At 64.3% G+C, this 18,633-nt stretch carries 19 protein-coding genes; 14 read left to right on the forward strand and 5 right to left on the reverse strand.

Annotated elements, in window-relative coordinates:
• The first annotated feature begins 183 nt into the window (after nt 1–183).
• Nucleotides 184–516 (forward strand): hypothetical protein, encoded by a 333-nt coding sequence (locus tag G5S35_RS19915; RefSeq protein WP_065057667.1) that lies wholly within the window; start codon nt 184–186, stop codon nt 514–516.
• 193 nt (nt 517–709) lie between these two features.
• Complete coding sequence (locus G5S35_RS19920; protein ID WP_065057666.1) at nt 710–991, forward strand: hypothetical protein; 282 nt, start codon at nt 710–712, stop codon at nt 989–991.
• Nucleotides 992–1,109: 118 nt separating this feature from the next.
• Here the strand turns inward: G5S35_RS19920 and G5S35_RS19925 are convergent, their stop codons facing one another.
• The gene (locus G5S35_RS19925) at nt 1,110–1,829 is read right to left on the reverse strand and encodes a response regulator transcription factor (RefSeq protein ID WP_124261891.1); all 720 of its coding nucleotides are present in this window, start codon (nt 1,827–1,829) and stop codon (nt 1,110–1,112) included.
• Between G5S35_RS19925 and G5S35_RS19930 the strand changes: the two genes are divergently transcribed.
• The 3 genes from G5S35_RS19930 (at nt 1,828) to G5S35_RS19940 (ending at nt 5,152) form a co-directional block, all read left to right on the forward strand.
• Entirely contained in the window at nt 1,828–2,004 is a 177-nt protein-coding gene (locus G5S35_RS19930) for a hypothetical protein (RefSeq protein ID WP_156773564.1), read from the forward strand. The two genes, G5S35_RS19925 and G5S35_RS19930, sit on opposite strands and share 2 nt — an antisense overlap.
• A gap of 191 nt (nt 2,005–2,195) precedes the next feature.
• Nucleotides 2,196–3,497: an MFS transporter gene (locus G5S35_RS19935; protein WP_065057664.1), complete on the forward strand. Its 1,302-nt coding sequence runs from the start codon at nt 2,196–2,198 to the stop codon at nt 3,495–3,497.
• A gap of 167 nt (nt 3,498–3,664) precedes the next feature.
• Complete coding sequence (locus tag G5S35_RS19940; protein ID WP_420874528.1) at nt 3,665–5,152, forward strand: MFS transporter; 1,488 nt, start codon at nt 3,665–3,667, stop codon at nt 5,150–5,152.
• A gap of 137 nt (nt 5,153–5,289) precedes the next feature.
• Here the strand turns inward: G5S35_RS19940 and G5S35_RS19945 are convergent, their stop codons facing one another.
• The 3 genes from G5S35_RS19945 to G5S35_RS19955 form a co-directional block, all read right to left on the reverse strand.
• The gene (locus G5S35_RS19945; protein ID WP_074981294.1) at nt 5,290–5,559 is read right to left on the reverse strand and encodes a hypothetical protein; all 270 of its coding nucleotides are present in this window, start codon (nt 5,557–5,559) and stop codon (nt 5,290–5,292) included.
• Between the two features lie 44 nt (nt 5,560–5,603).
• On the reverse strand, nt 5,604–6,035 hold the full coding sequence (locus G5S35_RS19950; RefSeq protein ID WP_065057662.1) for a DoxX family protein: 432 nt from the start codon (nt 6,033–6,035) through the stop codon (nt 5,604–5,606).
• A 219-nt stretch (nt 6,036–6,254) separates the two neighbouring features.
• A complete protein-coding gene (locus tag G5S35_RS19955; protein ID WP_167371392.1) occupies nt 6,255–6,416 on the reverse strand; it encodes a hypothetical protein in 162 nt (53 codons plus the stop codon).
• 220 nt (nt 6,417–6,636) lie between these two features.
• Between G5S35_RS19955 and G5S35_RS19960 the strand changes: the two genes are divergently transcribed.
• Nucleotides 6,637–7,479: a helix-turn-helix domain-containing protein gene (locus G5S35_RS19960; protein ID WP_183038900.1), complete on the forward strand. Its 843-nt coding sequence runs from the start codon at nt 6,637–6,639 to the stop codon at nt 7,477–7,479.
• A 129-nt stretch (nt 7,480–7,608) separates the two neighbouring features.
• Here G5S35_RS19960 and G5S35_RS19965 read toward each other — a convergent pair whose 3' ends face one another.
• Nucleotides 7,609–7,761 carry a hypothetical protein gene (locus tag G5S35_RS19965; RefSeq protein ID WP_161495605.1) on the reverse strand — a complete coding sequence of 51 codons (153 nt, stop codon included), beginning with the start codon at nt 7,759–7,761 and terminating at the stop codon, nt 7,609–7,611.
• A 257-nt stretch (nt 7,762–8,018) separates the two neighbouring features.
• On the opposite strand from G5S35_RS19965, the gene G5S35_RS19970 reads away from it, so the two are divergent.
• From G5S35_RS19970 to flhC, 8 genes are all read left to right on the forward strand, one after another.
• Nucleotides 8,019–11,801, forward strand: a complete 3,783-nt coding sequence (locus tag G5S35_RS19970; RefSeq protein ID WP_183038901.1) for a nitrate reductase subunit alpha — start codon at nt 8,019–8,021, stop codon at nt 11,799–11,801.
• A complete protein-coding gene (gene narH / locus G5S35_RS19975) occupies nt 11,798–13,321 on the forward strand; it encodes a nitrate reductase subunit beta (protein ID WP_065057659.1) in 1,524 nt (507 codons plus the stop codon). The genes G5S35_RS19970 and narH overlap by 4 nt, the downstream gene beginning before the upstream one ends.
• Before the next feature lies 1 nt (nt 13,322).
• Nucleotides 13,323–14,018, forward strand: a complete 696-nt coding sequence (narJ, locus tag G5S35_RS19980; RefSeq protein ID WP_065057658.1) for a nitrate reductase molybdenum cofactor assembly chaperone — start codon at nt 13,323–13,325, stop codon at nt 14,016–14,018.
• 99 nt (nt 14,019–14,117) lie between these two features.
• Nucleotides 14,118–14,801: a respiratory nitrate reductase subunit gamma gene (gene narI, locus G5S35_RS19985; protein ID WP_065057657.1), complete on the forward strand. Its 684-nt coding sequence runs from the start codon at nt 14,118–14,120 to the stop codon at nt 14,799–14,801.
• A 33-nt stretch (nt 14,802–14,834) separates the two neighbouring features.
• Entirely contained in the window at nt 14,835–15,623 is a 789-nt protein-coding gene (locus tag G5S35_RS19990) for a peptidylprolyl isomerase (protein ID WP_065057656.1), read from the forward strand.
• Nucleotides 15,624–15,668: 45 nt separating this feature from the next.
• Nucleotides 15,669–16,946, forward strand: a complete 1,278-nt coding sequence (locus tag G5S35_RS19995; RefSeq protein WP_074981287.1) for an MFS transporter — start codon at nt 15,669–15,671, stop codon at nt 16,944–16,946.
• Between the two features lie 647 nt (nt 16,947–17,593).
• Nucleotides 17,594–17,914: a flagellar transcriptional regulator FlhD gene (gene flhD, locus G5S35_RS20000; protein WP_065057654.1), complete on the forward strand. Its 321-nt coding sequence runs from the start codon at nt 17,594–17,596 to the stop codon at nt 17,912–17,914.
• Between the two features lie 11 nt (nt 17,915–17,925).
• A complete protein-coding gene (gene flhC, locus G5S35_RS20005) occupies nt 17,926–18,525 on the forward strand; it encodes a flagellar transcriptional regulator FlhC (protein ID WP_065057653.1) in 600 nt (199 codons plus the stop codon).
• Nucleotides 18,526–18,633 lie beyond the last annotated feature (108 nt).

The following is an 18,633-nucleotide window of genomic DNA, read 5'->3' on the forward strand; positions in this document are numbered from 1 at the left end:
CCCGCTTTCCGTCACGCATCGCGCGTTTTTTCACGCGCTGCGTTGCCTTGCGCGCGGCGGCACGCGACGTGCTGCCGATATAATCTTTGGCTCTTTTTTCCGGCGCGCCGCCACGCGGCCCGCAAGGGCTTCCCCTCACTTCGCGCCGGTCGCCCACACGGTTAACTGGTTAACAGGAGCAATATGAAGCAGCTCGTCGTGCCCCTCGCCCTTTCGCTCACGCTTGGCGCCTGCGCCTGGTTCCAGAGCAATCCGGATTCCGGCCAGCCCGTTATCGATTCCACGACCAACCGCTCGGTGCGGGACGTGATCTCCTGCCTGACGGTGGAAGCGACGCGGCACGGATCGAGCTTCAACACGACGTCGCTGCCGCAAGGCGAAATGCTCGATTTCGGCGACTCGAACGTGATCAAGGTGCGCGCCGACAACGGCACGACCACCTATCGTTTCTACGCGGGCAAGCGCCACGCGAAGAATCTCTGGATTGAGGGCGCGAGCAAAACCTGCGCACCATGATTCCGGAATTGCGGTCCGCGCTGCGGAACACCAGGCGGGCATTCCGGCTGTCGATGCCGCCCGCATTAACACCTGCTTACTGGCGTAACCCGGTGTAGTACCGCGACACAATTGGGCGGGCGGTTTTAAGAATCGTTTAAGTCTTCGTCCGCATCATCGCGTCACCAGAAAGACAACGTAGCAGGAGGTGCCCGTGTACTGGACCAGTTCGAAGAATCAGGCAGCAAGCAACGAGCAACCGGCGAAGCCCGCGAAACGCACGATCCTGCGCCGCTTGCTGAGCCATCACGAGCTCGCCACGCTGCTGCTGCTGCTGCACGCGCCCATCGACGCGCACGCCAAGCCCGAGATCGCCATGCTCCAGGAAGCGGGTCTCGTGGAGCAGGTGCCCGGCGACGTCGACGTGGGCGCCACGAAGATCCGCCTGACGAACGAAGGCAATGCGGTCCTGCAAGGACTCGGCCTCGCGCGCTGAAGCGGCGCACAGATTCCGCGCCGGTCCCGCACAGCCGGACCGCGCAAACAAAAAGGCGGCACGCATGACGTGCCGCCTTTTTTTGCCCGCCGCGTTCGCGACGGCGCGTTCGCGAAGATCAGGCCGCCTCGCGCTCCAGCGGCGCGGCGTCGTCCTGCAGACGCAACAGGCGGTAACCGCTCTTGTAGACCGGCTGCAGCCGGTAGCCGTTGTGCTGTTCGATGTCGAGCAGCACGCGCAGCCGCGAAACGTGGCTGTCGATGGTGCGCGTGAGCGTCTGCAACTCGCGGCCCCAGACCATCGCGTAAATATGATCGCGCGACAGCACGCGCCCGACGTTCGCGAAGAACAGCGAAGCGAGCCGATACTGCGTGCCCGACAGCTCCACGCTCTTGCCGCGCACCGTGACCGCCTGACGGCGCATGTCGAAGCGATAGGCGCCGGCGTCGAGCGTCACGTTGTCGAAGCGATCGGGAAACGCGCGCCGCAGCAGCGCGTTCACGCGCGCGCGAAACACCGACGGACACACCGGCAGGCTCACGTAGTCGTCGGCGCCCACGGAAAAGGCGCGCAGCACGCTGTCGTCCGACGTGTCTTCGGACGCGAACAGCACCGGAATCTGATTGCCGTTGATCGCACGCACCGTTTTCAGCAGCTCCGCGCCCGAGAGCCGCGTGCCCTGCCAGTCGAGCACCAGCATGTCGACCGTGGAGGCGGCGAGCGCCTTGGCCAGCGAAATGCCGTCGCTGAACGGCATGCAGGCATGCCCGCATTGGCCGAGCACCCGCTCGATCTGCGCGCGTTGAACGGGGTCGCGCTGGAGAATCGCGATACGCATGAAGACACCTCTCTATGTCAGACAACCTGGCGGCAATTCTGTGGAGAATTGCAAAGGCCGCCCATCAGATCAGTCCGAATTGCGCAACAGTGCGCCGCATTCCTACGGCGACTCCACCAAACCTGACAGGAATCCTCCAGAAGCCGATGCCGGGCGCATCGTCGGCTTACTGTAAAATCGCGGATTGGTCAGCGTCGGCGCGTGCCCTACCCGGAACCGCGCGCCGTTCCCCGTGCCTACCAGGCCTCGATCCGCACCCGCGATCCGCGCCCGACCACCGCCGCCCGCCGCGCCACCCGCGCGCCTGCCGGTGAAGCCAATAGACGTGCCGTCCCACGGCTCATAACAACTTCTCGGTTTTCGGACATGCAAGCTACGGATCTGGGCGCTCAGGCGAGCGCACCGGCGCGCGCGCTCACGCGCAGCGACTACAAGACGCTCGGCCTCGCCGCCCTCGGCGGCGCGCTCGAGTTCTACGACTTCATCATCTTCGTGTTCTTCGCGCCGGCCATCGGCCAGCTGTTCTTTCCGGCGGCAATTCCCGACTGGCTGCGCCAGTTGCAGACCTTCGGCATCTTCGCGGCGGGCTATCTGGCGCGTCCGCTCGGCGGCATCGTCATGGCGCACTTCGGCGACCTGCTCGGCCGCAAGCGCATGTTCACGCTCTCCGTCCTGCTGATGGCGCTGCCCACGCTCGCGATGGGCTGCCTGCCGACCTACGCGACGATCGGCGTATTCGCACCCGTGTTGCTGCTCGCGCTGCGCGTGCTGCAGGGCGCGGCTGTCGGCGGCGAGGTGCCGGGCGCGTGGGTGTTCGTCTCCGAGCACGTGCCGCGCCGCCATATCGGCTACGCGTGCGGTACGCTCACGGCGGGTTTGACCTTCGGCATCCTGCTCGGCTCGCTGATCGCCGCGGCGGTGAATCACCATTTCGCGCCGTCGGAAATCTCGGCCTGGGCGTGGCGCGTGCCGTTCCTGATCGGCGGCGTGTTCGGGCTGTTCTCGGTGTATCTGCGCCAATGGCTGCACGAAACGCCCGTGTTCGCGGAAATGCAGGCGCGCAAGTCGCTCGCCGACGAAGTCCCGCTCAAGGCCGTGCTGCGCGACCACGGCCGCGCCGTGATCGTGTCGATGCTGCTCACGTGGATGCTGTCGGCCGCCATCGTCGTCGTGATCCTGATGACGCCGCCGCTGCTGCAGAAGCAGTTCCATCTCGACGCCACCACCTCGCTGCTCGCCAACTGCGTCGCCACGCTGTTCCTCACCGTCGGCTGCGTGAGCGCCGGGGCGCTCGCGGACCGCTTCGGCGCGCGCCGCGTGCTGTCGATCGGCGGCGTGGCGCTGGCCATCGCCTACTACACGCTGTTCCGCCAGCTCGCCGTGGACAGCTCGCTGCTGATGCCGCTCTACGCCGTGGCGGGCCTGCTCGTCGGGACGATCGGCGCGGTGCCGTTCGTGATGGTCAACGCCTTCCCGGCCGTGGTGCGCTTCTCGGGCATCTCGTTCTCGTACAACGTCGCCTACGCGGTGTTCGGCGGACTCACGCCGATCGTCGTCGCGCTGATGATGAAGTCGGAGCCGCTCGCGCCGCCGTACTACGTCGCGGCGATCTGCGTGCTGGGCGCGCTGACCACGCTGTTCTTCAAGGACCCGGCGCGCACTCGCTGATCGGTCCCCGAAAGGCTACGCCGTCGTCAAAAGCGCCACATCGTTCGCGATGTGGCGCTTTTTTATTGGCGCGCGCGCAGGCGCCGACTTCGCGGGCCTGGAACCTGCGCCCATCTTTCACCTCAACCCGAAACGTCGTCGGCCTCACGCGGCCTATGATGAGTCGCATGAACCCCTCCCATCCGCACTCCGCCCCGCCCGCGCGCTTCACGCCGGCGCTCGCCCGCATCGTCGCCACCGTGAGCGTGGGCTTCGTCGTGACGCAGCTCGACGTCACCATCGTCAATATCGCGCTCGCGCGCATCGCCACGGACCTGCACGCCAATGTCGCGCGGCTGCAATGGATCGTCGATGCCTACACGCTCGCCTTCGCCGTGCTGATGCTGTCCGGCGGCGTGCTCGGCGACCGCTACGGCGCGCGCCGTCTGTACGCGCTCGGGCTGGTGGTGTTCGCGCTCGCCTCGCTGGCCTGCGGACTCGCCGCCGATCCGGTCATGCTGATCGCCGCGCGCGCACTGCAAGGCGCGGGCGCGGCCGCGATGCTGCCGAATTCGCTCGCGCTGCTCAACGAGGCCTGCCGCCACGAACGCACGCTGCGGGCGCGCGCCGTGGGCTTCTGGACCGCCGCCGGGGCCATCTCGATCGCCGCCGGGCCGGTCGCGGGCGGCCTGCTGATCGCGGCGTTCGGCTGGCGCAGCATCTTCCTCGTGAATCTGCCGTTGTGCGCGGCCGGGCTCGCCGCCACGCTGCTGTGGATTCCCGCGCCGCGCAAGGCTTCCGCCGCTTCAGCATCTTCCGAAACAGGCACCGCCCAACCCGCCGCCGCGCGCAGCCTCGACTTGCGCGGCCAGTTGCTCGCCGTCGTCGCGCTCACGGCTTTCACGGGCGCGGTAATCGAATGGCGGCCGCTCGGCCTCGCGCACTGGGCGGTGTCGGGCGGCCTCGCGCTCGCGCTGATCGCCGGCGTGGCCTTCGTGATGCTCGAAGCGCGCATCGACTCGCCGATGCTGCCGCTCGGCATGCTGCGCAACCGTAATTTCAGCGCGTCGGTGCTGTTCGGCATCTGCGTGAACTTCACCTATTACGGCACGGTGTTCGTGCTCGCGCTGTTTCTCCAGCATGCGCGCGGTCAGACGCCGCTACAGGCCGGGCTCACGTTCATCCCGCTCACAGGTGGCTTTCTGCTCTCGAATATCGCGAGCGGCCACGTGGTCGCGCGCTTCGGCACGCGTGCGCCGATGATCGGCGGCGCCCTGCTCGCCGGACTCGGCTACGCGCTGCTGATGCCCGTCGACGCAAGCACGCCCTTGCTGGCGATGATGGCCGCCTTCCTGCTGATTCCCTCGGGCATGGGACTCGCCGTGCCGGCCATGACGACGACCGTGCTGTCCTCGGTCGAACCGGCGCGCGCGGGCACGGCGTCGGCGTTGCTGAACACGGCGCGCCAGGCGGGCGGCGCGGTGGGCGTGGCGGCGTTCGGCTCGCTTACGGGCAGCGGCGCGGCGACGGAAGTCGTCAGCGGTCTGCACGCGGACGCGGCGATCTCGGCGATCCTGCTGCTGATTGCGGCGGCGCTCGCGTGCTTCGTGCGGACGGACGCCGCCCACGCGCCGCCCGCCGCCGAGACGGCGCCGCGCATGAAGGCATCGCGCTAAACGAAAGAGAAGGACGTCAACGCGCGCCGCGAAGGCCAAAGCCCGGCGGCGCGCTTGAGACGACATCGAGCATGACGCTTGCGTGACACACCGCGTCGACGCAACATCGCCCGAACGTGCGGATAAGAAGAGGCGCGCTAGAGCGACGTCTCCTGAATCGCGCCCGAGGCGAGCGCGCGTTCGATGAGCCCTTCGGTCTGCGCTTTGCGGATAGCGTGCGCGATCAACTGCTCGGGCTCCTCGAGTTCGGCCTTGAGCGCGCCGAGCACGCCGGTCGCGTCGAGGATCACCAGCGTTTTGGCCGTATCGGCGGTGCTGATCAGCACGCGGCGCGTGCCGTCGTCGGCGAGGCTCGCGCAGAATTGCCCGGTCTTGCCGCCCACGTTGAAATCGAAATTCTGGATCAAAGCCGGCTCCTTGCGTTCAGGGGATCGGGGATGCGGCGCGGCGCTCAGCCTCGCAGGCCACCGCGCGGCGCGCGCATTCCATCGATGGAAGCACGTCCCGCGCCCGTTACCGTGAGCAGCAAAAATCCGCCGGCAATGGCGACGTTCTTCCAGAAATGCACGGCCGCTTCCTGCTGCTGTGCGGCATTGGTGACATTCCAGAAGTCATGCCCGAGCACGGCCGTGACGACAGCGTACACGGCCAGCAGGAACGCGATGGCGCGCATGCGCACGCCGAAGATCAGGGCGAGCGAGCCGAGCAGTTCGACCGCGATCACCACGGGCGCCGCGACCTGCACGTACGGCACGCCGCGCGAATGCAGATAGCCGATGAAGCCCGCGTAACCCAGCAGTTTCATGGCGCCGCCCCACAAAAACAGGATCGCGAGCAGGATGCGGGCGATGAAAATGATCAGGGAGTCGGCGGGTCGTGTCATGGAAGGCTCCGTTTCGCAATATGGCAGTGACACGTGTACTGTCATACAGTTCCCCGCATACGGGACAGACCCGATACGGCCGGAGCGCCGCAGCGCATCAATTACTTCGGAGTGCCATTCAATTGGCGTAAATCGCCTGACGCTCGCCGCGAATGGAATGCACGTATACCCGCAAGGCGCCGCCGCCGTTGCACCGATTGCAGCGCTACACTGGCACGCTCAATGCTTGTGGCGAATGCCGTGCCCCCGGTGCGCATCGAGCCAGCGCGCGACGCGCGCCTCGAAACCGCCGCGATGATGGCGCGACGCGGCCCACATGGCGGCGCAGATCAGCACCATCACGGCCGGACCCAGCAGATAAGCGACAACCGTTTCCCTCATGGCCTTCTCCCGCCATGTCAGCACGAAAAGTGAAATTGCATTCTAGGCGATCGCACGCGCAGCGATAAGTGGCTTGCGCGCACACCGCGCGCGCACAAACGCGCGGGATTCACATGATGCCCGCATCGCCGCGTCGACAAAAAAAGAATCGCACGCATGCAGCGCCGCCATTACGTCTGAAGTAATCGCGCGACGGCGCGATTTCGTTAGAATCGGCGCCATGAACACGCTCACGTCTGCATTCACGTCGGCGCTCGCCGTACCCGCTTCCGGCGATGCGCGCCGCGGTGTCGGCGAACTGTTGCGCGAATGGCGGCAGCGTCGCCGCATGAGTCAGTTGATGCTCGCCACCGAAGCGGAAATTTCCACGCGCCACCTGAGCTTCGTGGAGTCGGGGCGCGCCACGCCGAGCCGCGAAATGGTGATGCATCTCGCCGAGCGTCTCGACGTGCCGCTGCGCGAACGTAACGCGCTGCTCGTCGCGGCCGGCTACGCGCCGCTTTATCGCGAACGCGCGCTCGACGATCCGCAACTCGCGGCCGCGCGCGAGGCCGTCGAACTCGTGCTGCGTGCTCACGCGCCTTATCCGGCCCTCGCGGTCGATCGCCACTGGAATATCGTCGCCGCCAACGACGCGCTCGCGCCGCTGATCGGCGACGCGTCGCCCGCGTTGCTGGCCGCGCCCGTGAATGCGTTGCGCCTCTCGCTGCATCCCGACGGCATCGCCCCGCGCATCCTCAACTGGCACGCCTGGCGCGCGCATCTGCTCGCGCGCCTGCAACGGCAGATCGACGTCAGCGCGGACCCCACGCTCGCCGCGCTGCACGACGAACTCGCCGCCTATCCCGCGCCGCCGCACACGGGCCACGCGGCCGTCGAACCGGTCCAGCATCCCATCGCGATACCGCTGCGCGTGCAGACGGCGCTCGGCGAACTGGCGTTCTACAGCACCACGACCGTGTTCGGCACGCCCGTGGACATCACGCTTGCCGAACTGGCCATCGAGGCTTTCTTTCCCGCGGATGCCCGTACTGTCCACGCATTGCAGACACAGCGCGATTAACCCCACGGCTTTTCGGCCTCGTACCGATGGCGAAATGATCGTCATTGAGACCACCGTCACGATTGCAGTTGTCATATTTAAAATATCGATGCTTTACGCATCCCCGCGCTTTCCCCGCGCTTCGTTAATTCATTTTTCACGCCGATGTAAATAGCGCGTGACGCTGCGCCGCACGTCGTTCGGGACTTCATTAACATCGCCTTTCATACGCGCCGCACGACGAATCAACTTGTAAACACGGTTTTGACGGCCATCCACCGCCTTTCCTTTCGGCCAAAGCATTCAACACTTTCAATTCAATTCGCTATTCCTTTTAAAATATATCGAAACGATACATAACCTCATTGGCACAAATTGCACACGCACAAATATCGCATCGTGCACAATGCCATCACACACTTCTTTTGATTCAAGTCGCGTTGCATTCGCAACGCGTGCATATGGCTACAAGTGTCTATTAACATTTGATGTATTAGATCTACTTGTTAAGTTTCATATTCTCGAATAAGCCTGTCCCCACAGGGTTGTCTGGAGGTGTCATGAGCCATTTTCTGGATCGTCTGCGTTATTTCACCACCGCAAGACCGTCATTCGCAGACGGCCACGGCGCCGTCACAGACGAAGACCGGAAATGGGAGGACGCCTACCGCACGCGCTGGGCGCACGACAAGATCGTGCGCTCCACGCACGGCGTGAACTGCACCGGCTCGTGCTCGTGGAAGATCTACGTGAAAGGCGGCATCGTCGCGTGGGAAACGCAGCAGACCGACTACCCGCGCACGCGCCCCGACATGCCCAATCACGAACCGCGCGGCTGCTCGCGCGGCGCGTCGTATTCCTGGTATCTCTACAGCGCGAACCGTCTGAAGTACCCGCTCGTGCGCAGCGCGCTCGTCAAGCTGTGGCGCGAGAAACGCCGCACGCTCGGCCCCGTGGAAGCGTGGGCCGCCATCGTCGACGACGACACCGCGCGCAAGAGCTATCAATCGCGGCGCGGCCTCGGCGGTTTCGTGCGCGCCGACTGGAGCGAAGTCACCGAGATCGTGGCCGCCGCGAACGTGCATACGGTCAAGCGCCACGGCCCCGACCGCGTGATCGGCTTCTCGCCCATTCCGGCCATGTCGATGGTCTCGTACGCGGCCGGCTCGCGCTACCTTTCGCTGATCGGCGGCGTGTGTCTGTCGTTCTACGACTGGTATTGCGATCTGCCGCCCGCCTCGCCGCAAACCTGGGGCGAGCAGACCGACGTGCCCGAATCGGCAGACTGGTACAACTCCACCTTCATCATGATGTGGGGCTCGAACGTGCCGCAAACGCGCACGCCCGACGCGCACTTCATGGTGGAGGCGCGTTATCGCGGCGCGAAGATCGTGTCGATCTTTCCCGATTACGCGGAAGGCGCGAAGTTCGGCGACATCTGGCTGCATCCGAAGCAGGGCACCGACGCGGCGCTCGCGCTCGCGATGGGCCACGTGATCCTCAAGGAATATCACCTCGCGGGCAAAAGCGCGTATTTCTCCGATTACTGCCGCCGCTTCACCGACATGTCGTGTCTCGTCACGCTCGTCGAGCGCGACGGCCAGTACGTGCCCGACCGCTATCTGCGCGCCTCCGACTTCGCCGACGCGCTCGGCCAGTCCAACAATCCCGACTGGAAGACCGTGGTGATCGACGCCGCGAATGGCGAATTCGCCGTGCCGGCCGGATCGGCGGGCTTCCGCTGGGGCCAGCAGGTCGGCGGCGATCTGGGCAAATGGAATCTGCGCGAGGAGAACGCCGAAGGCGAACCGCTCACGCCCGCGCTTTCCCTCGTCGCCGGACACGACGACGTGGTGGACGTCGCATTCCCCTACTTCGGCAACGTCGCGCACGCGCACTTCGCGCATACGGAGCACCAGTCGATCCTCTCGCGCCGCATCGGCGTGCGCCGCGTGGCCACGCGCGAAGGCGAGCGGCTCGTCGCCACCGTCTACGATCTGTTCATCGCGAACTACGGGCTCGATCAGGGCCTCGGCGGCAAGGACGTCGCCCACAGCTACGACGACGACGTGCCCTACACGCCCGCGTGGCAGGAAGCGATCACGGGCGTGAAGCGCGCCGACGTGATCAACGTCGCGCGCCAGTTCGCCGAGAATGCCGACAAGACCGAGGGCAAGTCGATGGTCATCATCGGCGCGGGCATCAATCACTGGTTCCATATGGACATGGCGTACCGCGCGATCATCAACATGCTGGTGATGTGCGGTTGCGTGGGCAAATCGGGCGGCGGCTGGTCGCATTACGTGGGCCAGGAAAAGCTGCGTCCGCAAACCGGCTGGACCGCGCTCGCGTTCGCACTCGACTGGAGCCGTCCGCCACGCCAGATGAACGCCACTTCGTTCTTCTACGCGCACACCGACCAGTGGCGCTACGACCCGATGAATCCGACCGACCTGCTTTCGCCGCTCGCGGACAAATCGGCGTATCACGGCGCGCCCATCGACTACAACGTGCGCGCGGAACGCATGGGCTGGCTGCCGTCGGCGCCGCAACTGAAAAGTAATCCGCTCGAACTCGGGCGCTCGATCGGCGACGGCGCGCAAGCGGGCGCACGCGTTGCCGCGAGCCTCAAGGACGGCAGTCTCAAGCTCGCCTGCGAAGATCCCGACGATCCGGATGCGTTCCCGCGCAACCTGTTCGTGTGGCGCTCGAATCTGCTCGGCTCGTCGGGCAAGGGCCACGAGTATTTCCTCAAGCATCTGCTCGGCACGACCAACGGCGTGCAGGGCGAGGAAATGTCGAAGCAAGGCGCGCCGCATCCCGAGGAAATCGTCTGGCACGACGAAGCGCCGCGCGGCAAGCTCGATCTGCTCTGCACGCTCGACTTCCGCATGTCCACGACCTGCATGTACTCGGACATCGTGCTGCCCACGGCCACGTGGTACGAGAAGGACGACATGAACACGTCGGACATGCATCCGTTCATTCATCCGCTCTCGGCCGCCGTCGATCCTTCGTGGCAGGCGAAAAGCGACTGGGAAATCTTCAAGAGCATCGCGAAGCGCTTCTCCGAACTGAGCGTCGGGCATCTGGGCGTGGAGCGCGACGTGGTGCTTTCGCCGATCGCGCACGACGCGCCCGGCGAACTCGCGCAGCCGTTCGGCGTGGCCGACTGGAAGCGCGGCGAATGCGAGCCGATACCCGGCAAGACCATGCCGACCGTGGCCGTGGTCGAGCGCAATTATCCCGAGACGTATCACCGTTTCACGTCGCTCGGCCCGCTCATGGACACGCTCGGCAACGGCGGCAAGGGCATCAGCTGGAACACGCAGGACGAAGTGAAGGCGCTCGGCGATCTCAACTATCGCTACGCGAACGAGCCCGCATTCGGCGACGCCGCCGGCCGCCCGCGCATCGAATCCGCGATCGACGCCGCCGAAACCATTCTCTCGCTCGCGCCCGAAACCAACGGCGAAGTCTCGGTGAAAGCGTGGGACGCGCTCAGCAAGATCACCGGTATTCAGCACGCGCATTTGTCCGAAGCGCGCGCCGACGAAAAGATCCGCTTTCGCGATATTCAGGCGCAGCCGCGCAAGATCATTTCGTCGCCGACATGGAGCGGCATCGAATCGGAACATGTGTCGTATAACGCCGGTTATACGAACGTGCACGAGCTGATTCCCTGGCGCACGCTCAGCGGCCGGCAGCAGCTTTATCAGGACCACGAGTGGATGCGCGCCTTCGGCGAAGCGCTTTGCGTCTACAAGCCGCCCATCGACACGGGCAGCTACGAAAACATGGTGGGCTCGCGCTCGAACGGCAATCCCGAGATCGCGCTGAACTTCATCACGCCGCACCAGAAGTGGGGCATTCACAGCACGTACACCGACAATCTCCTGATGCTCACGCTCTCGCGCGGCGGCCCGATCGTGTGGATTTCCGAGCAGGACGCGCAGCAGATCGGCGTGGTCGATAACGACTGGATCGAGTGCTACAACTCGAACGGCGCCTTGTGCGCGCGCGCCGTGGTGAGTCAACGCATTCCGCGCGGCATGGTGATGATGTATCACGCGCAGGAAAAGATCGTGAATACGCCGGGCTCGGAAATCACCGGCACGCGCGGCGGTATTCACAACTCGGTCACGCGCATTTCGCTCAAGCCCACGCACATGATCGGCGGCTACGCGCAACTCGCTTACGGCTTCAATTACTACGGCACGGTCGGCTCCAATCGCGACGAGTTTCTCATCGTCCGCAAAATGAAGAACGTCGATTGGCTCGATGGCGAAGAAACGCCCGTGGGCGCATTGCCGCCCGTCGTTCGCGAAGGAGAAACGTCATGAAGGTGCGCGCGCAGATCGCCATGGTGCTGAACCTCGATAAATGCATCGGCTGCCATACGTGTTCGGTCACCTGCAAGAACGTCTGGACGAGCCGCGAAGGCATGGAATACGCGTGGTTCAACAATGTCGAAACGAAGCCGGGCATCGGCTATCCGAAGGATTGGGAAAATCAGGAGCGTTGGCGCGGCGGCTGGGTGCGTAAAGCCGACGGCAAGATCGAGCCGCGTCTGGGCAACAAGTGGCGTTTGCTCGCGCAGATTTTCGCCAATCCGCACCTGCCCGAAATCGACGATTACTACGAGCCGTTCACCTTCGATTACGCGCATTTGCAGGAAGCCGGCAATACGAAGGCGACGCCGGTCGCGCGCCCGCGTTCGCTGGTGAGCGGCGAGCGCATGGAGAAAATCGAATGGGGGCCGAACTGGGAAGAAATTCTCGGCGGCGAATTCGAAAAGCGCGCAAAGGATTACAACTTCGAGAACGTGCAGAAAGAGATTTACGGCCAGTTCGAAAATACTTTCATGATGTATTTGCCGCGCCTGTGCGAGCACTGCCTGAATCCGGCGTGCGTGGCGGCGTGTCCTTCGGGCTCGATCTACAAGCGCGAGGAAGACGGCATCGTGCTGATCGATCAGGACAAGTGCCGTGGCTGGCGCATGTGCGTATCGGGCTGCCCGTACAAGAAGATTTACTACAACTGGAAGAGCGGCAAGGCGGAGAAGTGCATCTTCTGCTATCCGCGCATCGAAGCGGGCCAGCCCACCGTGTGCTCGGAAACCTGCGTGGGCCGCATCCGCTATCTCGGCGTGATGCTCTATGACGCGGACCGCATTCAGGAAGCCGCCAGCGTCGCAAACGAAAAAGATCTGTATCAGGCGCAGCTCGATGTGTTTCTCGATCCGTTCGATCCGCAAGTGATCGCGCAAGCCGAGCGCGACGGCGTGCCCGCCGCGTGGATCGAGGGCGCGCAACGCTCACCGGTCTACAAGATGGCGATCGACTGGCGCATTGCGTTTCCGCTGCATCCCGAGTTCCGCACGCTGCCGATGGTCTGGTACGTGCCGCCGCTTTCGCCGATCAACGCCGCCGCCAATAGCGGCGATCTGGGCATGAACGGCTGGCTGCCCGACGTGCATTCGCTGCGCATTCCGCTGCGTTATCTGGCGAATCTGCTCACGGCTGGCGACGAACAGCCCGTGCAGGTCGCGCTCGAACGTCTGCTCGCTATGCGCGCGTTCATGCGCGCGCGTCACGTCGATCGCGTCGACGCCACGCAGGTGCTCACGCAAGCCGGGCTTTCGCTGCATCAGGTCGAAGAGATGTATCGCTATCTGGCGATTGCGAATTACGAGGACCGTTTCGTGATTCCGACCACGCACCGCGAATACGCGGAAAACGCCTTCGATCTGCATTCGTCGTGCGGCTTCACGTTCGGCAACGGCTGTTCCGATGGACGCAGCGACGCGAGCCTCTTCGCGCCGAAAAGCGGCCATCGCAACATTCCGATTCAGGAGATCTGAGATGTTCGCGCCCCGCCCCAACGGCCTCACATTCAGGCTGCTCGCCGCGTGTCTCGAGTATCCCGACGACACGCTGATTCACTCCGTCGGCGAAGCGCGCGCGTATCTGCAAGGCGAGCGCGCGCTGCGCGGCGAAACGCGCGAGCGTCTGCTGCGCTTCTTCGATTATCTCGGCTCGCGCGATCTGCTTGCGCTACAGGAAAACTACGTGGCGCTATTCGATCGCGGGCGCGCGACCTCGCTGCATCTGTTCGAGCACGTGCATGGCGAATCGCGCGATCGCGGCCAGGCGATGATCGATCTGAAGCAGACCTACGAGCGCCACGGCCTGCTGCTCGGTCCCGAGCAGTTGCCCGATTATCTGCCGGTGTTCCTCGAATATCTCTCGCTGCTCGAAGCGAACGAGGCGCGCTCGCTGCTCGGCGAAACCACGGCCATTCTGCAATCGATCACCGCGGAACTGAGCCGCCGCAACAGCCACTACGCGTATGTGACCGGCGCGGTGCTCGCGCTCGGGGGCGACAACGGCGCGGCACAGCCCGACGAAGCCCACGACGACGACGCCAACGCGCCGCACGACCGCGAAGGCTTGAGCGCGCTCGACGCCGCCTGGAGCGAGGAGCCGGTGCGCTTCATGGGCAACACGCAGCCGGGCGTCGCGCCGGTGCAGTTCCACGCACGGCGGCCGCCGCGTTGAGGCACGCCGCAAGAAAGCGGCGCAAATGAGCGGCGCAAGAAAGCGGCACAAGAGACAGCACTCAACCGCACGACACGTCTCACCTGGAAAGGATCAGTCATGGGCCAATATTTCCATCAGTTCCTGTTCGGCATCTACCCGTACATCTGCCTCGCGGTCCTGCTGTTCGGCTCGCTGGTGCGCTTCGACCGCGAGCAATACACGTGGAAAAGCGACTCGTCGCAACTCCTGCGACGCGGCACGCTGCGGCTTGGAAGCAACCTGTTTCACTGGGGCATTCTCGTCGTGGTGGCCGGTCATTTCGCGGGCTTTCTCGCGCCGCACTGGCTCGTCGCGCCGTTCATCTCCGCGTCGATGCACCAGTTGCTTGCGATGGTCGCGGGCGGCATCGCGGGCGCATTCGCCATCGTCGGGCTCACGCTGCTGATCGCGCGGCGTCTGGGCGACACGCGCATTCGCCGCAACAGCAAGGTGTGGGACATCGTCATCGTGCTGATGCTGTGGGTGCAGCTCGCGCTCGGGCTCATGACCGTCGTGCTGTCCGCACATCACATGGACGGCGCGATGTTCGAACAGCTCACCGATTACGTGAAAGGCGTGGTGACGTTCCAGGGCAATCTCGCGGCGCTGCTCGACGGCGTGCCGCTCGTCTATCAGATGCATATCGCGCTCGGCTTCACGATCTTCCTCGTCTCGCCGTTCACGCGGATGGTGCATATCTGGAGCGGGCTGGCCTCGGTGGCCTATCTGCTGCGTCCGTATCAACTCGTGCGCAAACGCTGAGCCGATACCCCGCGAACGCCAGGAGGCGAGACCATGAACGCCGATCCGCACACGCTCGACCACGCGCAGGCCGCGCGCGTGAATCACGTGGAAATCGCCGCCGCGGCGATCGAAGAGGAAAGCCGCCATCACGCCGACGACCCGGACCCGCCGCTGGCGGCGCGCCGCGCGCTGGTCGTGCGCGAACTGCTGCGCCAGCGCGCCGTCGAACTCGCGCTGATCGACGCCGACGCCGCCCTCGACGACACCACACTCGACACGCTGCTCGCACGCGAACTGCGCGTGCCCGAGCCGACGCCCGACGATTGCCGCCGCTATTACGCGCAGCACGCCGCGCAGTTCGTGCGCAACGAGATCGTCTACGCGAGCCATATTCTGTTCGCCGTGACGGAGCGCGTGCCGCTCGCGCTGCTGCGCCATCAGGCCGAAGACGCGCTCAACGCGTTGCTGCGCGAACCGCACGCGTTCGAGGCGCGCGCGGGCGAACTGTCGAACTGCCCGTCGGGTGCCGTGGGCGGCAGCCTCGGCCAGCTCACGCGCGGCGACACCGTGCCCGAATTCGAGCAGGCGCTGTTCAACAGTCCCGAACTCGGTTTGCTGCCGCGCCTCGTGCGCACGCGCTTCGGCTTCCACCTCGTGCGTATCGACCGGCGCGTGCCCGGCGAGCCGGTCGCATTCGAAACCGCCGCCGACGACATCGCACGCTTTCTCACCGAACGCGTGCGTCACAAGGCGATTCAGCAATACGTCTCGATCCTCGCATCGGCGGCGACGCTCGAACACGCCGCCGTCGAGGCGGCGACGAGTCCGCTCGTGCAGTAACCCGCCCATGCCCCACCCGCACCACGCGCGACCAGGAAAAACATCATGAATCTGCGCACCGAACCGCCCCCGACCGCCGCCACTCCCCCACGCGTGAGCGGGCAGGCATGGTCCGTTCTGTTCGCGAGCACGCTCGCCTTTCTGGTCTGCTTCGTCGTGTGGATGATGTTCGGCGTGCTCGGCGTGCCGCTGCGCGAAGAGCTCAAGCTCAACAGCACCGAGTTCGGCCTGCTCACGTCCACGCCCGTGCTGACCGGCGCGATCATGCGTCTGCCGCTGGGCGCGTGGACCGACCGCTACGGCGGGCGCATCGTCATGACGATCCTGCTCGTGGTCTGCGCGGTGCCGGTCTATATCGTCAGTTATGCGAGCCAGCTCTGGCAGTTTCTGTTCATCGGCCTCTTTCTCGGCTGCGTGGGCGCGTCGTTCGCGGTCGGCACGCCGTATGTCGCGCGCTTCTTCCCGCCCCAGAAACGCGGCTTCGCGATGGGCTTCTTCGGCGCGGGCACGGCGGGCGCGGCCGTCAACCTGTTCGTCACGCCCACCTTGCAGTCGCTGTACGGATGGCGCTTCGTGCCGCGCATCTACGCCGTCGCGCTGCTCGTGACCGCCGCGATCTTCTGGTTCGCCTCGGCGCGCGATCCGGGCGCGGGCAAGTCGAACGGCTCGCTGCTCGACTCGTTCAAGGTGCTCGCCGATCCGCGCGTCTGGCGCCTGTGCCAGTACTACTCGATCACGTTCGGCGGCTTCACCGCGCTCTCGCTGTGGATTCCGCAGTATCTGAAGGCCGAATACGGCATGTCGCTCGTGATGGCGTCGGCGTTCGCGGCGGGTTTCTCGCTGCCGGGCTCGGTGCTGCGCGCGGTCGGCGGCCTGCTTGCCGACAAACTCGGCGCGCACAACGTCACCTGGTGGGGCTTGTGGGTCGCGTGGATCTGTCTCTTCATCCTCTCGTACCCGGCCACCGACTTCGTGATCCACACCATCGACGGCACCGCCACGCTCCATATCAGCATGCCGCTCGCGGGTTTCGTGGCGCTCACCTTCGTGCTCGGCGCGGTGTTCGCGTTCGGCATGGCGTCCACCTTCAAATATGTCGCCGACGATTTTCCGTCCAACATGGGCGTCGTGACCGGCATCGTCGGACTGGCGGGCGGGCTGGGCGGCTTTCTGCTGCCGATCCTGTTCGGCGCGCTGCTCGACCTGCTCAAGATCCGCTCGAGCTGCTTCATGCTGCTTTACGGCGTCGTCTGGGTCTCGCTGATCCTGCTCTATGTTTCCGAGGTCAAGCGCACCCCGATTCTCGGCGACCGTGCCGTCTGAATCGGCACGGCATCCATAGCCGGCGTCAGATCGTCCGTTGCGCGCCGGCACGCATGCGCCGCCATGCGTTCAATTCCGCATTTCCATGCGATTTACATATTCGTGTAAACCAGCACTGTTACAAAGCGCGTCAACGCGACGCGCATGCCTGCGGCTTGTCACATCTTGACAAGCCTCGTTACACAGGGTCGAAACACTTGTTACAGATTTATCCTCATACGTATTAATCGCTGACTGCGCATTTCTTACCTGTCAACGCAAATCCTTTCAAACCGTTTATTCGGATGACAAGCGTCCGTCCGCGATTTACGATTCGTTGCGCATGCAGCGGTGCCTTCGAGGAATCCCTTATACCACTTGGGTTTACGAGAGATTTCAGACTGCTTCGCGTGCGCTCGGGGTTCCTGGAGGCCGTTGTTTCGGACACCAGAAAGACTTACCGAAAATATTTGTAACAGCCGAATTATTTTTTTGAACAGGGATTGATTTCTGAGATTAGTCCTCATACAATTCGCTTCAACGTGTTACGAGTTGTAACACGTTGTATCAAAGAGTCAGGGCCGACAAAGAGCGGGCCGACGACGACCAGAAAAGTTACAACGGCAGCAAATGCCGGGGGTTTAATCGGGGCTTCGGAAAAGAGAGAAATGGACCGTAGCAGCGAGACGCTGGAATCTATCCGCGAAATTAATTTGTCGTATCTGATGCTCGCACAGCGCATGCTGCGCGAGGACAAACCGGTCGGGATGTTCCGACTGGGTCTGTCGTCGGAACTGGCCGATCTGCTTTCCAATCTGTCTTTGGCACAGATCGTCAAGCTGGCTGCTTCCGACCAGCTTCTTTGCCTTTTCCGCTTCGATGACCATGCCATGTTGTCCGCTCTGACGCAGACTTCGCGGCATGCCAACGTAGCGGCGACTCATGCGGCTATCCTGCTTGCGGGACAGCCCGCCGGGCAATTCGCCTGAGGGGAACGGACATGACGAACCGCCGCAGCCTCACCGAAGATGCCCAGGAAGTGTTTCGCGCGATCGCGCTGATCGAACTGGGCGCGCGCATGCAGGTTCTGGAGAGCGAGCTGTCGCTCTCGCGGGACCGCATGATTCGCCTGTATCGTGAGATCCGCGGCGTATCGCCGCCCAAGGGTATGTTGCCGTTCTCGGCGGACTGGTACATGACGTGGCTGGCGAACATTCATGCTTCGCTGTTCTACAACACGTACCTGTTCCTCAAGAACGAAGCGCGTTGTTCGCATCTCGACGCGCTCACCAAAGGGTTCCGGCTGTATCTGGAACACTGCCGCCACAGCGAGACCGAGCCGGTGCTCGACCTCACGCGTGCGTGGACTCTGGTGCGTTTTTTCGATGCCGATATTCTGCAGATGACGCCTTGCTGCCGTTGTGGCGGTAAGTTCGTCGCGCACCGCCACGACTTGCAGCACAACGTCGTGTGTGGCGCATGCCAGCCGCCTTCGCGCGCTGGCAAGACGAAGAAGGCGGCTGCAGCGCGACGGGGCGCAGAGCAGACCGAGAGCGACCTTCCGGTGGAAACGCCGGATGGCATTGCCGAGGCTGCATAAGCGTAGGAGAGCCAAGATCCGGTCAACCGGACGCAGCAGCACGACTAGACGCGAAACCGTCCGGTGCCCCACGCGGCGCCGGACGGCGAAGCGCATTGCTTCGCCTCA

Source organism: Paraburkholderia tropica (genome assembly GCF_014171495.1).
In the GTDB taxonomy this organism is placed as follows: Bacteria; Pseudomonadota; Gammaproteobacteria; order Burkholderiales; family Burkholderiaceae; genus Paraburkholderia; species Paraburkholderia tropica.

Bases quoted from the DNA above. Each gene is read 5' to 3' on its own strand.
- G5S35_RS19950 (WP_065057662.1), bottom strand. From the start codon at position 6,035: ATGACACGACCCGCCGACTCCCTGATCATTTTCATCGCCCGCATCCTG.
- flhC (WP_065057653.1), top strand. From the start codon at position 17,926: ATGACGAACCGCCGCAGCCTCACCGAAGATGCCCAGGAAGTGTTTCGC.
- flhD (WP_065057654.1), top strand. From the start codon at position 17,594: ATGGACCGTAGCAGCGAGACGCTGGAATCTATCCGCGAAATTAATTTG.
- narI (WP_065057657.1), top strand. From the start codon at position 14,118: ATGGGCCAATATTTCCATCAGTTCCTGTTCGGCATCTACCCGTACATC.
- G5S35_RS19935 (WP_065057664.1), top strand. From the start codon at position 2,196: ATGCAAGCTACGGATCTGGGCGCTCAGGCGAGCGCACCGGCGCGCGCG.
- G5S35_RS19995 (WP_074981287.1), top strand. From the start codon at position 15,669: ATGAATCTGCGCACCGAACCGCCCCCGACCGCCGCCACTCCCCCACGC.
- G5S35_RS19940 (WP_420874528.1), top strand. From the start codon at position 3,665: ATGAACCCCTCCCATCCGCACTCCGCCCCGCCCGCGCGCTTCACGCCG.
- G5S35_RS19955 (WP_167371392.1), bottom strand. From the start codon at position 6,416: ATGAGGGAAACGGTTGTCGCTTATCTGCTGGGTCCGGCCGTGATGGTG.
- G5S35_RS19960 (WP_183038900.1), top strand. From the start codon at position 6,637: ATGAACACGCTCACGTCTGCATTCACGTCGGCGCTCGCCGTACCCGCT.
- G5S35_RS19915 (WP_065057667.1), top strand. From the start codon at position 184: ATGAAGCAGCTCGTCGTGCCCCTCGCCCTTTCGCTCACGCTTGGCGCC.
- G5S35_RS19965 (WP_161495605.1), bottom strand. From the start codon at position 7,761: ATGCTTTGGCCGAAAGGAAAGGCGGTGGATGGCCGTCAAAACCGTGTT.
- G5S35_RS19990 (WP_065057656.1), top strand. From the start codon at position 14,835: ATGAACGCCGATCCGCACACGCTCGACCACGCGCAGGCCGCGCGCGTG.
- narJ (WP_065057658.1), top strand. From the start codon at position 13,323: ATGTTCGCGCCCCGCCCCAACGGCCTCACATTCAGGCTGCTCGCCGCG.
- G5S35_RS19925 (WP_124261891.1), bottom strand. From the start codon at position 1,829: ATGCGTATCGCGATTCTCCAGCGCGACCCCGTTCAACGCGCGCAGATC.
- G5S35_RS19970 (WP_183038901.1), top strand. From the start codon at position 8,019: ATGAGCCATTTTCTGGATCGTCTGCGTTATTTCACCACCGCAAGACCG.
- narH (WP_065057659.1), top strand. From the start codon at position 11,798: ATGAAGGTGCGCGCGCAGATCGCCATGGTGCTGAACCTCGATAAATGC.
- G5S35_RS19930 (WP_156773564.1), top strand. From the start codon at position 1,828: ATGAAGACACCTCTCTATGTCAGACAACCTGGCGGCAATTCTGTGGAG.